Source organism: Tunturiibacter psychrotolerans (assembly GCF_051013365.1).
In the GTDB taxonomy this organism is placed as follows: domain Bacteria; phylum Acidobacteriota; class Terriglobia; order Terriglobales; family Acidobacteriaceae; genus Edaphobacter; species Edaphobacter psychrotolerans_A.
In genome coordinates, this window is record NZ_CP132941.1 from 5,152,137 (window position 1) to 5,166,110 (window position 13,974).

The following is a 13,974-nucleotide window of genomic DNA, read 5'->3' on the forward strand; positions in this document are numbered from 1 at the left end:
GCCAAATGACAGAACATTTTGACGTAGTGATTGTAGGCGCGGGCTTATCCGGTATCGGTGCAGCGCATCATCTCCAGGTGCACTGCCCAAAGAAGACGTTTCTTATCGTCGAAGGCCGCAAAGCACTCGGGGGCACATGGGATCTCTTTCGCTACCCTGGTATCCGCTCTGACTCCGATATGCAAACTATGGGCTTCTCCTTCCGGCCATGGACCGAAGAGAAGGCCATCGCCGAAGGCGCGACCATCCTCAACTACTTAAAGGAAACCGCGGAAGAGTATGGCATCGATCGTCACATTCGATACAACCATAAGGTCGTCCAGGTGCGTTGGTCATCCGAACAGGCGCGTTGGACTGTGGAGATGGAAAGTGGCCCATCGCGTGAACGGACTAGCTGCACCTGTTCGTTTCTCTTCATGTGCACTGGTTACTACAACTATGATAAGGGCCACATGCCGGAGTTTCCTGGCGCCGACCGCTTTCGCGGCCGTATCGTGCATCCGCAACAATGGCCAACCGATCTGGACTACGACGGCAAGCAAGTGGTCATCATCGGCAGTGGCGCCACGGCGGTCACGCTCGTGCCTTCCATGGCGAAGACCGCCGCTCACGTCACCATGCTGCAGCGATCACCCTCCTACATCTTTGCCCGACCTAGCACCGACCCGTTAGTGGTCGGTCTTAAACGTTATCTGCCGGAGAAGGTAACCTCTCGCCTGGCACGTTGGAAGAACATCCTGCTTGGCATGTACTTCTATCGGCTCTCACGCACCAAACCTGAAAAAATCAGTGCCTTGCTGATCGGGGGCGCCCAGAAGCATCTGGGCGGAAACTACGACGTTGCGACCCATTTCACTCCCAAGTACAAGCCGTGGGATCAGCGGCTCTGTCTCGCGCCCGATGGCGATCTCTTTAAGACGATCCGCGAGGGCGACGCTACTATCGTGACCGACTCGATCGAGAGCTTCACAGAGGGCGGAATCAAGCTCACCTCTGGCAAGGAGTTGTCAGCCGACGTTATCGTGGCCGCGACCGGCCTTAAGCTCCAACTGATCAGCGGGGTCGAGATCTATGTTGATGACTCCCGCGTCGAGCTGTCCAAGACCTTCAACTATAAGGGCACTATGTTTAGCGGAATCCCGAACTTCGCCCTGACGATTGGCTACACGAATGCTTCCTGGACCTTGAAGGCCGAGTTGAGCAGCTTTTATGTCTGCCGGCTGCTCAATTACATGGACAGATACGGATGGCGATCTGCAGTTCCTCACTTGATAGAGGGATCCGCCGGAGAACAGCCGATGATAAGTCTAACCTCCGGCTATGTTCAAAGAGCGATCGAGCAGTTGCCCAAGCAGGGCGTGAAACAGCCTTGGACGCTGCACCAGAACTACCCGCGTGACCTGATGGCGTTGCGATACGGAAAGGTGAATGATGGCGCGATACGCTTTGCCCGCTAGCGCTCTTGGAAATACCTCCATGAGGTGCCGCTCATTGCCACGCTTGCCGGTAGATCGCTTCAACATCTTCCGCTGTTGGGATACGTGGGTTATTCTGCGGCGATCCGGAGGCGAACGCTTGTGCCGTCATGCTGGGAATCAAGTCAAAGTACTGTACTTTATCAATTCCGAACTGCCTCGGCGATGGTACCTGCAGGTCGGCATTGCGTTGATAGAGACTTCGGATCAAATGATGGACGGCCACTTCATCCGTGGCGTCGGCCGATATCACGCCCATCGTTCGCGCGCAATCTGCATAACGCCCAACAGCAGCCTCTACCGAAAAGGCTGTAACGGCAGGCAGCAACATAGCATTAGAAAGTCCATGGGGAACATGAAAGTGTGCTCCGAGGGGGCGGCTCATTCCATGGACAAGAGCTACGCTTGCGTTAGAAAATGCGATGCCTGCCTGTGTTGCGGCCAACATCATAGCCGCACGGGCAGTGCGGTTTCCCGGTTCGAGAAAGCTGATCGGAAGCTCTCGCCAGATGGTCCTCATGGCTGCGAGTGCAAGTGCATCGGTAAACGGGCTGGCTTTTCGGCTGACATATGCTTCGATGGCGTGCGTCAGAGAGTCGATGCCGGTGTCCGCGGTCAATCGGGGCGGCATGGTGAGCGTCAACTCATAGTCGACGACTGCGGCGGTGGGAAGAAGAACATCCCCGGCGACGAGCATCTTCTCCCCGGTCCCTACATCTGTGATGACGGTGAATCGCGTAACTTCCGATCCGGTGCCGGCGGTTGTCGGAATGGCCAGATGGATTGGACAAGCGATATAGGGGGTCTTCGGAGTTTTGAAGTCGCTCACCTTGCCACCATTGGTTGCCATCAGGCCAATGGCTTTGGCCGTGTCGATCGGGCTTCCCCCACCAAGGCTCACCAGGCTGTCGTGGCCGCCCCCTACGAAGACGCGAACCCCTTCCTCGACGATCGCCGTGGTCGGATCTGCCTGGGTTTGATGAAAGATCTCACAGCTCAGGCCGGCATCTTGTATCTGTGTCCTCAGTCGCTCGGGCAGCCCGCTACTCATCAGGAATGGATCAGTCACAATGAGCGGTCGCCTGCACTGAAGACGCAAGAGCAACCCCGCTACTTCAGCAAGCGATCCTCCACCGATCTTGACGATGGAGGGAATCCGAATCTCAGCACTCATCAGCTACTCCCCAACCTGGTTTCCACGCAACTTCTAGGTATTGGTGAATTTTGGTGACAACAATTCTCCTCGACAAGTATCTTACCGGGTTGGTAAGTGACCTGAACCTTGTTTAGTGTCTTTCAAGAAAGTGCTCGAAAGCGGTCTCAGCAGGATTGAGTATCGAGATAGGAATAGAAGGACAGCATGCCTCACTTCGGCGACTATCAAAACGAGATCTATCTCAGCGGCCTTAGCAATTTGCTTCCCAAGCTTCCCGTCGACTTCAAGCTTCTGGAGCAGAGGGCCGAAGCGGCGATGCCGGCCTCGGTTCTGTCGTACGTTCAAGGCGGTTGCGGCGATGAGTTCACGCAACGTCATAATGCGGAGGCATTCAATCACTGGGGCTTGGTTCCTCGCATGATGGTGGACTGTACGACACGCGATCTCTCGATCGAGCTCTTCGGTCTCAGGCTTCCTAGCCCCATCTTTCTCAGCCCGATTGGCGTCCTTGGCATCTGTACCCCGGACGGCCACGGCGATCTTGATGTCGCGAAAGCATCGGCCCGGACAGGCGTCCCCATGATAGCGTCGACCCTGTCAAATGACCCGCTTGAGACCGTCGCCAAAAACCTGGGAGACACTCCGGGATTTTTCCAGCTCTACACGCCAAAGGATAAAAAGCTCGCTGAAAGCCTGGTTTACCGCGCCGAGGCCGCGGGCTTTAAAGGGATCGTCGTCACCCTCGACACTTGGCTCACCGGATGGCGTCCGCGCGATCTCAATACCGCCAACTTCCCGCAACTGCGCGGACATGTGCTGCAAAACTACTTTACCGATCCTTGTTTCCGGGCATTACTTAAAAAGAGTCCGGAAGAAGACCCGTCTGGTGCGGTCATGCTATGGGCTCAAACCTTCGGCAAGGTTCTTACATGGGCTGACCTTCCTTGGTTGCGTTCTCTCACCAAACTCCCTCTGATCCTGAAGGGAATCTGTCATCCCGACGATGCAAGGCGCTCCATCGATGGAGGTGTGGATGGCATCTTCTGCTCCAATCATGGCGGACGTCAGGCGAACGGTGGCGTCGCCGCCATTGATATGCTCCCCGCCATTGTGGAAGCTAGTGAAAGCGTCCCGGTCCTGTTCGACTCCGGCGTTCGTCACGGCAGCGATATCGTCAAGGCTCTGGCCATGGGAGCAAGCGCCGTTGGCGTCGGACGTCCCTATGCTTATGGCCTTGCTTTGGATGGCACCGACGGCGTCATTCACGTTCTGAAAAGTTTGCTCGCCGAAGCCGACCTGCTGATGGCCGTCGACGGTTTTCCCACGCTTGCGGCTCTTCGGCGAGCTGGCGTCGTCCGGCTTTAGATATTGGAGATGGAGTGGTGACATTTATCCTAAAACCGAAGCCCGTCCGGCACGTAGCTCCCACCAGCTAACAATTACGGAACTCGTCAAAGGAACGAAGTAATGAATATTCCTCTTACCCCTCTAAGGTTTCTCCGCCATGCTGAGCGTCAATATGCCGGCCGTACAGCCGTGGTTTCGAGAGGCGAGCGATTTACCTACAGGCAGTTTGGAGAACGCGTTGGCCGACTTGCAGGCGCTTTGCGGAAGGGAGGCGTTCAGCCCGGCGAGCGCGTGGCCTTTTTGGGCACGAACTCTCACCGTCTCCTCGAAGCGTACTACGGTGTCCTGGAAGCAGGAGCGATCTTACTGCCGCTCAACATTAGGCTGTCCTCGAGCGAACTCGCCTTTGTGCTCAATGACTCTGGGGCAAGCATTCTCTTCATTGATCCCCAGTTTCTGCCGCTGGTCAGTTCCTTCCGCAATCAGATACCGTCAGTACGACTCTTCTGTCAGCTAGACGGCGAAGTGGAGTCCGACTGGCTTATGCCGCAGAACTACGACGAATGGCTGGGAACAGCCTCGTCCTATCGCATGGCTATCACCTCTATCGACGAGGATGAAGTAGCCGAGATCTTCTACACCAGCGGCACTAGCGCACAGCCAAAAGGAGTTATGCTGACGCACCGCAACATCTATCTGCATGCCCTACAGACCTGCCTGGCCTTTAACGTCGAGAATGGTTCGGTGGAACTTCACACGATTCCGCTGTTTCACGCCAACGGATGGGGTATTGCGCACTTTCTTACCATGTTGGGCGGAAAGCACGTGATGGTCGAAAGCTTTGACCCAGAGGCCATCTTCCGGTTTATCGAAGCCGAAGGCGTCAACCAATTCAACGCGGTACCTTTCATGGCTACTGTACTGGTTAACCATCCTAAACGCAGCGACTACGACCTAAGCAGTCTGCGCCGCATCGTCATCGGTGGCGCCGCGTCGTCACCCACCTTGATCCGGGAGGTGGAGGAGGCCTTTGCGTGTACTTGTTTTTCCGGGTACGGCTTGACTGAGACCTCTCCTGCCCTCTCCTGCGCTTCCGCAAAGCCCGAACTTGGATGGACGGATCAGGAGCGGTATATCGGACAGGCAATGACAGGTTATGCATTTCCAGGTGTTGAGCTTCACCTCGCAGGTCCAAACGATGAGTTGCTGCCGGAAGATGGAAAAGCGGTTGGAGAGCTCATCGCGCGTGGCGACGGAGTGATGAAGGGGTATTGGAAGCAACCGGAGCTCACCGCGGAGGCTTTGCGAGGCGGCTGGCTCCGTACGGGAGATATGGCCGCGATCGACGAGAACGGCTATGTCCTCATAGTCGACCGCAAGAAAGACATCATCGTCAGCGGCGGAGAAAACATCTCGTCTCTTGAGGTGGAGAAGGCGTTGCTCGCACATCCAGCAGTGCTCGAGATCGCCGTTATTCCCGTTACAGATGAGCGGTGGGGCGAAGTACCCAAAGCTCTCGTCGTCCTCAAGCAAGGTGCTTCGGCAACCGAGACGGAGTTGATCGACTTCAGCCGTTCCTGCCTGACCCATTACAAATGCCCGAAGACTGTTCAGTTTGTCGAGGCTCTACCGAAGACAGGCACCGGCAAGGTGCTGAAGAAGAACCTGCGGGCCCAGTACGCAAGGAAGGATTCCGCTTTACCGGTGCGTGCTTGAGTCTGGGTTGCTCCGAGAGGGAGAATCGCCCGGTGCATCCGGTCTGTCTTTCCAATCCTAGAAAGGCTTGACTGACTCATGATTGTGTCGAACGATTCCGAGTTGAGCGCGAAACTTATATCTATGCTCGGACTGCATCAGAGCCTGTTGCAGGAACTTGTTAAGCGTAGGAAGATTGTCTGGCGAGTAGGGGAGTGATCTGTGCGTGAAGCTGAGCCCATCCTATTGGGCAGTGAAGACCAAACTCGTTCAAAGACCGTCGCCATCAACAACCCCTATGATGGATCCCTTGTCGGCGAAGTCTGTTACGCCGATCCAGAGGATGCAGACAGAGCATGCGTACTCGCGCATCGTGCGTTCGCAGAGACCAAAAAGCTCAGTTCACGGGAAAGAGCGGCTATCTTGAATCGCGTCGCCGACAAACTTGTTGAGCAATCAGACACAGTTGCGACACTCATCATGCTCGAGGCCGGCAAACCAATCACTGACGCCAGGAACGAAGTAGCTCGTTCCGTACAGACTTTCCGTGTCGCAGCCGAGGAAGCAAAGAGAATTGGAGGAGAAGTGACGCCTGCCGATCTTACACCTGGCACGGAGGGCCGAGTTGCCCTCTCACGGCGATTTCCTATTGGACCGATTGTTGGGATCACACCATTCAACTTTCCTAGCAATCTCGTTTCCCATAAGCTTGCGCCAGCAATCGCTTCGGGAAATCCGATCATCATAAAGCCCGCACCGCAAACACCCATGACCGCATTATGGCTGGGACGTACCGTACGCGAATCCGGTTGGCCAGAGGGCGCGATCAGCGTTTTGCCGTGCTCGAATGAGGTGGCCGCGCAACTGATAGCCGACCATCGAATTGCCATGCTGAGCTTCACTGGCAGCGCTAACATCGGCTGGATGCTTAGGCGCCAAACTGCCGCGCCAAGGGTAACACTCGAACTTGGAGGAAATGCCGCCGTCATTGTCTGCGACGATGCCGATTTATCAAAAGCAACCCCGAAAATTCTCGCGGGAGGATATACCTACGCCGGTCAGAGCTGCATCTCTGTGCAGAGAGTCTTCGTTCATGCATCGCTCGAATTGGAGCTAATCAGCGGGCTTGTAGACGGTCTGAAGTCGCTTCAGGCAGGAAACCCCTCCTGTGCGTCTACTCGCATCGGCCCAATGATCAACGAATCAGCTGCGATCCGCGCCGAAAGCTGGATCGTCGAAGCGGTAGACCTGGGCGCGACCGTGCATATTGGCGGCACTCGAACTGGATCTTTCCTGCAGCCCACCCTATTGAGCGATGTTCCATCTACGGCGCGGCTGTACTGCGAAGAGGTCTTTGCACCAGTGGTTATTGTTGAAACTTTTGAGAGCTTTACCGAGGTCTTGGCATCTGTCAATCGATCGAGATACGGCCTGCAGGCGGCGATCTTCACTAACAACTGGAATAAGATATCTCAGGCTTGGAATAAACTCGAAGTAGGCGCCGTTATTGTTGATGAATCTTCAGCATGGCGCGCTGATCATTTGCCTTACGGCGGGGTGAAAAACTCCGGCACCGGACGAGAGGGCGTCAGATCCTCCATCAATGAGATGACCGAATTACGTCTGCTAATCTTGCCTTCAGCGTAAACGTAGTCGCAATCCACTTGAGTGACGCCTGGCGGCGCCGAAGTCGCCCGGTTTAGAGTACCGGCTGCGAATGTCGCCGGCATAGCTGGTAACATGGCGAGCGGGCAAATTCATGCATCGCGAGAGGGCTATGGCAAGGTGTTGGCATCCCGACATACGCCGACACGTCCATCGCAATTTTTTGGGCCCGTGCAGAGTTGTAGTTATAGGCGACTTTGCCGTGGACACAATCGGAATAGCGACGGCTCGACTCCATCCCGGCTCGCTTGAACCGAAGAGGACGAGGGTGCTGAACTCTTTGGCTGTAGCCTGTGCGGGAAGGATGGCGATGCGGCCTCCGTAGCTCTTGCCAATTGCCGAGGCGATGTCTCTCTTCCGCAGTGCATCTCTCAGCTTGGTCAATGTCCCCTCTACCTGGCTGAGCTGCTTCGTCCTGCCGCACTGGCAGATGATTGACCTTTGGCGTGACAATTGGACCGCTCCCTCGATCACATAGGCGAATTCCAACCCGACAAACGGGTGAGCATCAAAGGCTTGATCTGTCATTCCAGGTCTCAAGTAAGCAATGCAAGGCACAATCGTTCGGTCCGGGATCAGAGCCGATATGCTCTCCGACATCATGAAAGGCGCAGTTTTGGAACCGAAGGAGAGGTGTATTCTGTCCGATGACTTCGAGACTTGAAAAGAATTAGCCTTACTCTCTATGAAGAAGTGCGCCAGATCGACCTGGAAAACCATTGCCACCCGCATGAGATTTCGGAGTGTCGGCGCCACTCTTCCGGTTTCAAGCTGCGACAGGTAGCTTGCTGAAAGACTGCTTCGTTGCCCTAGGTCTACTAGTCCCATAGACCGTTTCAGCCGCAGCCGCCCTATCTTAAGACCTATTCCTTTGGCCTCGACGACAGCCTCAACACCGTCCTCCGAAACCACTTCGGCGTGCGGAGAGTTGACTATACAAGATTTGGACATACTTCCTCGTCAGCATGTTGGACGCCGAAATCGCGGACCTAAACGATAATCCACGACATTTTTTGCAATGAGGATTTGGAAGAGTGCGGCCCATCCTGGCGTCCTTACCGATTACTTCTGCGACATGTCCGATCTTCTGGAGTAGATTCAATGTGGTCATCAGCTCTATCTGTCCTTAATGGATAGTGATCGCGCCGTGTTGGAGACGGTCGCTTGTTGAAGTGGGTCAGCACTAACCAGGCTCTACTCGAAGTGAACGGAAGGAGTCTGCACGCTTCACTGCTCTGGGCAGTTAGCGGAGGACCGCCGGTGTGGTGTAGTGGCCGCCGTTGTGCTGCTCATCAAGGAGCTCGCTCGCGGCCGTACCGGAATAGGTGAAGCCTCAATTCCGTTCCGTCTACTAATTGAGGTGAATCGAGCTAAATTGGCCCCTGGACGACCGACATACGGCACTTTATTTGCAGATGACTGCCTGAGGTCGAGAGAGTAGAGGCCGTCCTGAGTATCTGTCGGTCTGGGTACCCACTCTGGGGGAAGTCCCGTGAACGATCAGCAAAGCCTTACTCTAGGCATCGGCTCGTCGGCGGGTCTCTCCGACCGCGAGGCCTTCGTGTCATCAAACACACAGCTCCTCACTCACTGAACTTCGAGTATTTGAGTCGAGGCTTCGGTGGTTCACACCGGCCCCGGCAAAAGCTGTTGCTCTGGCTTTACTCGAGTCGCTGTGGATCTGGCGGCTCGATAGAGTCCGAGTACTCGATCAGCACATTGAGGATTCAGATTAGTTGCGATGAATGATCTGAGTGGAACGATGCCAGCATGCCGGATAGATGCCGCTTGCCCGGCCAAATTACCGCTGATATCCCCGCCCACACCATCGTGCAATCCCACGGTCGTGAAGAAGTCGTCCTGCGCAGGTTACGCTGTGTGCACAAGTCGGGCTTGCGTTCACACGGATCCGATTCGTTTCGATTTGAAATATCCGCGTTGGCCCAAGACAAGATCAATCACACTGTCGACGGTTAGGTGAAGAACAATCGGACCCACGATTGCGGATCACTCGATCTTGCCCCCGCGAGTTCCGACACAGTTAGAGCCGCCGATCCTACCCGATCGAAAATCTCCACTGGACAACATAATCTGAGTTGCTGCCACAGCCACTTTGCGAGTCGACGCCTGGATTGTCTTCGCTGGAAACGAAGGCACCGTTCATCGTCAAAGTGCGAAGTTGAGCCCCAGTGTAAATGTGCACTGCGTTCGCCACGGGGCCGTCGCAGTCTGCATTCACTTCTGTCCAAATTGTTCCGACAAGCCATTTAGAGAATTCCCAGGCAACATCGTGTCCATCACGAGCTAGCTTGGCCCATTTCGTTTTCTTGGTGGCATTCTGTTCTAGCCAAAAATGGCCTTCGTCATCCACAAGAGAACGCAATTGCGCACGACCGATCAGTTCGGTCCAGGTCGACATATCTTTAGGTGTCTGCGCCACACTTGGATAATAAAGACCGGCAAGATCTCGCCAGCCTACCCGTCATTGCCGGGAGTTTGTGCTAAGCACTGCGGATTATGCGCGGAACACCCGATACAGGGTCGGAGTGCTGAAATAAGAAACACGACGAGCGTGCCCATTTAGGCGCGCGTGGCTATTTGGTGACGTGAGTGAAGTTGGTCTATGCGCTTGTCTCGATATCCCGCTACAATTCGTGACTGCATTGAACATAGAGGGTTAAGGGGTTTAAGAATGGCGAAAAAACGGTGGTGGATAAAGCGGGAGAGACGGCTCTTTTCCGTGTCTGCCATTTCGCTTTGGCATTGGGATTTCTTCTTCCAGAGCATTTTGAAGGTAGAACTCGTGGAGTTTGGCCTGGAGCAGCTTCTTGTCGGGCAGCTGTGTTTGATTCAGCAATTAATGCCGGGGATAAGCTGCGGCTGAGCGCATATTCGACGACCTCATCATTCTTGCTGGCGCAAAGCAGCACGCCAATTGATGGTTGCTCGTGTGCCTTGCGGACGTCGCGGTCCAATGCTTCGAGATAAAAAGCAAGTCTGCCGAGATACTCAGGCTCAAATCGGCCCACCTTCAATTCGATGGCGACGAGGCAATTGAGACCGCGATGGAAGAACAGCAGGTCCAGTGCGAAATCTCGGCCACCGACCTGCAATGGATACTCCGAAGCGACAAAGCAGAAGTCGCGACCTAACTCGATCAAAAAATCTTTGAGCTTGTCCAACAGTCCGCGGTGGAGGTCGGCTTCCGCATGAGTCTGTGGCAGACCGAGAAACTCGACGTTGTAGGCGTCGCGGAAGATGTTGAGCGCTTCGGGATGGATTTGTCGTACCGCTGGCGAGACTTTTGGGGGGCTGAGCACGATACGTTCGAAGAGGGCGGCCTGAAATTGCCCTTCCAGCTCGCGTTTGCTCCATCTCTCGCGGATGGCAAGGCGCAGACAGAATTCACGCTCTTCCGGACGTTTGCTCTGTCCCAGAATGATGACCCGTTGCGTTCACAGTTTCCGAGTCGATTCTCGTGAAGCACGGCTTCTCAACTTCTACCTGCCGGGCGGATTTGAGAAAGTCATCACGGAGTTCGGGGTTCCCGCTGAATCCCTCGTGATCCCGCCTTCAAGTCTTAAGCAGCAAGGTACACCTGAGCAGATGAAGGCCGTGTTTCAGAAGGTGGGTATGAATACTATTGCCCTGCCCGATTCGCTTCGTGATGGCGGGATTCAATGAGCAGACACTGAATTGTTGCATTCTTCGGGACGAGAAAGGATTCACGATGAATGAGTTTGGAGAGCAGGAAACGCCTAACCATGCTCTTGGCCTCGTGAAGGAGTTCGTTGCCGTCAAAGAACGCCATGATCTCGACGCAACTATGGCGCTGTTTAGCGACGGCTGTGTCCGGGAAACAGGAGAACTGGTTCATTGACGAGGGCAAGGAAGCCGTCACCAAGTATCAGGGTCAGGTCTTTGAGCGTTTTAAGCAGATCAAGATGCTACAGGTACTTCATCAGCACGGACGGCGCAACGTCTTCGTGGAGTCAAGGGGTGACTACATCTCCCAGGATGGCACTGCAAATAACAACGTTTACATCTTCGCCAAGTTGGCCGGCTTATTGGCTAGTTCATCCTAGCAGTGCACCGCGCCCCGTCGTTGGATTGTTGTTCTTTGAGATGAGAAAAAATTCACGATGAATGATTTTTCCCGCGCCGCGCCTTGTTGGTCGGAGCCTATGCCGGTCTTTATGCCTCATTGCCAAGAGTGGCACGTGCTCAGCCGTCAGCTGCTTCAGAGTGGGAGATGGCTCCGCCTTTGCCGAAAGCCATGGGAGAGTCGTAGGGGTTGCGATTGACCGGCGAAGTGCCTTATGGAGCTGCCTTTCGGTTTGACTCCGAAGGGGCAAGGTGGACGGACTCCGTGACATGCGCCAGGCCACACATCACTTGATGGCATCAGCACACCACGGCAAGGCCTATATTTTCGGAGGATTCACCCTTGCTAACCAGCCGAAGATGTCATGGCAGCCGACAAACTCAGCGTGGGATGCGATCCATCCGAGCAATAACACTTATCGAAAGGTATCTCCGCTGCCACGACCTCGTGGCGCCGGTTACGCAATAACAGTCGGAGACAAGATATATGTCATTTGTGGAGTCTGCTCAAGCGTGGAGGGTAAGACCACAAAGCCGATTCCGTTGGCCACACCTGGCGGGCAGACCGTCACTGGATTCGTGTGAATGCGATCCCCGAACGAATACTTGGAGACCACGAGCGCCGATGCCGACTCCCCGAAATCAAGCCGATAGTCTAGCGCAGAATGGCGTACCCCAGAGTTGCATCTAGAGGGCAACAAGCTTCTTCTGCGCGTGCAATGGGTCCCGGGCCGGCATACTGGTATCGACGGACCGCAGTGAAAGCAAACCAATTTATGAGGAGAGACGTATGAACTTGATCTGGAAGAAAGCAACCCTCGACGGTGGAATTCACGCATTAGTTGCGGGCTCGGGGACGCCGGTGATTCTCTTGCCGGGATGGCCCGAGACCGCCGAAGCTTATAGCGAAGTCTTTCCGAGGCTTGCAGACCGTCATTAGGTCTTCGCCTTGGACCCGCCCGGATCGGGCAAATCGGAGCCCGCTAACGAAGGCTATGACACGGCAAACGTCGCGAAGATGCTATCGGCCGCGCTCAACACAGCCACATCTGAACGCATTCATTTAGTTGGTCATGAGTGGGCGGCTGGATCGCGTATGCCTGGGCCGCGCAATTTCCAGAGCAGGTAAGGAGCCTCACTCTGCTCGATACAGCGGTCCCGGGTACCGGCGCTCCGCAGAGTTTCCCATTGTCGCCTGACATCGCGGGCATAGACTATTCTCCAATCCCAATCACTCGACACAGGTTCTTGGATACTCAGAGATGACATTATTTATCTCCTAGGTCAAGGCTAGAGCCGCAAAAGATCGGAAAGAGTTGGTCACGAAGGATGTTTCGAGAAAACGAAGATAACGAACACTTTGCGGACCTCATCCGCACAAAATCGCGGTACGTTCTTACGTTCTGGATGCTGGCAGCAGAACTTCGTGAATACGATTGTGGAGACAAGCAAGAAGCAAATATCAGCACGGATAAACGCCGTTCACGACAGTCAGCGACGCGGGCAGCTCAGAAACAGGGCATGGTGGCAGACCTTCGCCACTAGGCGTGAGCCATGTATTGCTGGACTCGCCTGCAAAGCCTATGCTTCCATGTGTCGTGGAGGTTCGATGGAGAGCGTGGTCAAAGTGTTTGCATTCATGCTGCTCGTGAGCCAAGCGAGCGTGAGAAAGTTGAACGCCCAGACGAGCGAGATGCAAGCAGATCGTGCACGTCGCGATATGGCAATTCGTTGGCCCGCCGCTTACGATCCCTCAGTCGCCCCCGTGTTCTCCCATAATGAACTGCTGATCCATGCAGATTGCCACCGTATTTTTGCTCGGCTCTCCGATGTCACTGCATGGCCAAGCTGGCTCGTAATCGTTAAGGATGTTTCCAACGAGACGCCGCAGAAAACGGGCAAGGGCGCTCTCTACCGTCTAAAGATTTTCAACAGCCCAATTCAATCCCGCATCGTAGAGTTTGAGGCAGACCAACGTATCAGCTGGATTCCGTTCGGTGCGGATGAAACAGAGACCCATCATGGTCATTACCACGCCTGGCGCTTCGTCCCCCAAGCCGGAAATTGTCTGGTCATTACCGAGGAGACAGGCATCGGCCCTGGAGATCGCAAGAACCCTAGCTCTGGTAGTCATCTCATGCATAAAGCGCACGAACTCTGGCTAGACAGCCTCCGCTACATCAGCGAGCCGTAGACGAGCAGAATCTAAACCCTGTCCCCTAGGTACCGATGAACGCGCTGCTCGTCAGCTGTGCTCTTGGTTAGGGCGTTATCGCCGATGCACGTTTCGAGGATGCGCAGGTCTGGAAACGTGACTCGGCCCTATGGTCACCAGATGAGAACAGAAGTTGCTGGAATCCGACAGACCGTGCGTCGGCGCCACCAAAACCCTACCAACGCTAATCGATCAAAGTCTCGTATGATTAAACGACGCGAGCAGCGAGGCCTGCATGATCGATCATGTGTTTATGTTTGTCAAAGCAAATGGTCCGGAAGTAGATCAAATGGCATCGTTGGGCCTAGTCGAAACCT

At 54.9% G+C, this 13,974-nt stretch carries 13 protein-coding genes and 1 pseudogene; 9 read left to right on the top strand and 5 right to left on the bottom strand.

Annotated features, from left to right (window positions below):
• Nucleotides 1–5: 5 nt before the first annotated feature.
• On the top strand, nucleotides 6–1,457 hold the full coding sequence (locus RBB76_RS21980; RefSeq protein WP_429634283.1) for a flavin-containing monooxygenase: 1,452 nt from the start codon (nucleotides 6–8) through the stop codon (nucleotides 1,455–1,457).
• A gap of 31 nt (nucleotides 1,458–1,488) precedes the next feature.
• On the opposite strand, the gene RBB76_RS21985 is transcribed toward RBB76_RS21980, so the two are convergent.
• Nucleotides 1,489–2,649 (bottom strand): iron-containing alcohol dehydrogenase, encoded by a 1,161-nt coding sequence (locus RBB76_RS21985; RefSeq protein ID WP_429634281.1) that lies wholly within the window; start codon nucleotides 2,647–2,649, stop codon nucleotides 1,489–1,491.
• A 186-nt stretch (nucleotides 2,650–2,835) separates the two neighbouring features.
• On the opposite strand from RBB76_RS21985, the gene RBB76_RS21990 reads away from it, so the two are divergent.
• The 3 genes from RBB76_RS21990 (at nucleotide 2,836) to RBB76_RS22000 (ending at nucleotide 7,320) form a co-directional block, all read left to right on the top strand.
• Complete coding sequence (locus tag RBB76_RS21990) at nucleotides 2,836–3,996, top strand: lactate 2-monooxygenase (protein ID WP_429634279.1); 1,161 nt, start codon at nucleotides 2,836–2,838, stop codon at nucleotides 3,994–3,996.
• 102 nt (nucleotides 3,997–4,098) lie between these two features.
• Entirely contained in the window at nucleotides 4,099–5,694 is a 1,596-nt protein-coding gene (locus RBB76_RS21995) for a long-chain-fatty-acid--CoA ligase (protein WP_429634278.1), read from the top strand.
• A gap of 201 nt (nucleotides 5,695–5,895) precedes the next feature.
• On the top strand, nucleotides 5,896–7,320 hold the full coding sequence (locus RBB76_RS22000; protein ID WP_429634276.1) for an aldehyde dehydrogenase family protein: 1,425 nt from the start codon (nucleotides 5,896–5,898) through the stop codon (nucleotides 7,318–7,320).
• Here the strand turns inward: RBB76_RS22000 and RBB76_RS22005 are convergent.
• From RBB76_RS22005 to RBB76_RS22020, 4 genes and pseudogenes are all read right to left on the bottom strand, one after another.
• Nucleotides 7,312–7,866 (bottom strand): hypothetical protein, encoded by a 555-nt coding sequence (locus tag RBB76_RS22005; RefSeq protein ID WP_429634448.1) that lies wholly within the window; start codon nucleotides 7,864–7,866, stop codon nucleotides 7,312–7,314. The two genes, RBB76_RS22000 and RBB76_RS22005, sit on opposite strands and share 9 nt — an antisense overlap.
• A gap of 177 nt (nucleotides 7,867–8,043) precedes the next feature.
• Nucleotides 8,044–8,289: pseudogene (locus tag RBB76_RS22010) on the bottom strand (helix-turn-helix domain-containing protein); the annotation flags it as partial.
• Between the two features lie 1,105 nt (nucleotides 8,290–9,394).
• Complete coding sequence (locus tag RBB76_RS22015; protein WP_429634274.1) at nucleotides 9,395–9,778, bottom strand: hypothetical protein; 384 nt, start codon at nucleotides 9,776–9,778, stop codon at nucleotides 9,395–9,397.
• 205 nt (nucleotides 9,779–9,983) lie between these two features.
• Nucleotides 9,984–10,658, bottom strand: coding sequence for a PDDEXK nuclease domain-containing protein (locus RBB76_RS22020; protein WP_429634272.1), 675 nt, complete (start codon nucleotides 10,656–10,658; stop codon nucleotides 9,984–9,986).
• Nucleotides 10,659–11,068: 410 nt separating this feature from the next.
• On the opposite strand from RBB76_RS22020, the gene RBB76_RS22025 reads away from it, so the two are divergent.
• The 5 genes from RBB76_RS22025 to RBB76_RS22045 all read left to right on the top strand — a co-directional run bounded on the left by RBB76_RS22025 (nucleotide 11,069) and on the right by RBB76_RS22045 (nucleotide 13,636).
• Entirely contained in the window at nucleotides 11,069–11,218 is a 150-nt protein-coding gene (locus RBB76_RS22025) for a hypothetical protein (protein WP_429634270.1), read from the top strand.
• Nucleotides 11,187–11,423, top strand: coding sequence for a hypothetical protein (locus RBB76_RS22030; protein ID WP_429634268.1), 237 nt, complete (start codon nucleotides 11,187–11,189; stop codon nucleotides 11,421–11,423). Before RBB76_RS22025 ends, RBB76_RS22030 begins: the two co-directional genes overlap by 32 nt.
• An 809-nt stretch (nucleotides 11,424–12,232) precedes the next feature.
• Entirely contained in the window at nucleotides 12,233–12,382 is a 150-nt protein-coding gene (locus RBB76_RS22035; RefSeq protein ID WP_429634266.1) for an alpha/beta fold hydrolase, read from the top strand.
• Nucleotides 12,383–12,391: 9 nt separating this feature from the next.
• A complete protein-coding gene (locus tag RBB76_RS22040; RefSeq protein ID WP_429634264.1) occupies nucleotides 12,392–12,571 on the top strand; it encodes an alpha/beta fold hydrolase in 180 nt (59 codons plus the stop codon).
• 480 nt (nucleotides 12,572–13,051) lie between these two features.
• Nucleotides 13,052–13,636, top strand: coding sequence for a hypothetical protein (locus tag RBB76_RS22045; protein ID WP_429634262.1), 585 nt, complete (start codon nucleotides 13,052–13,054; stop codon nucleotides 13,634–13,636).
• Nucleotides 13,637–13,974: the final 338 nt, after the last annotated feature.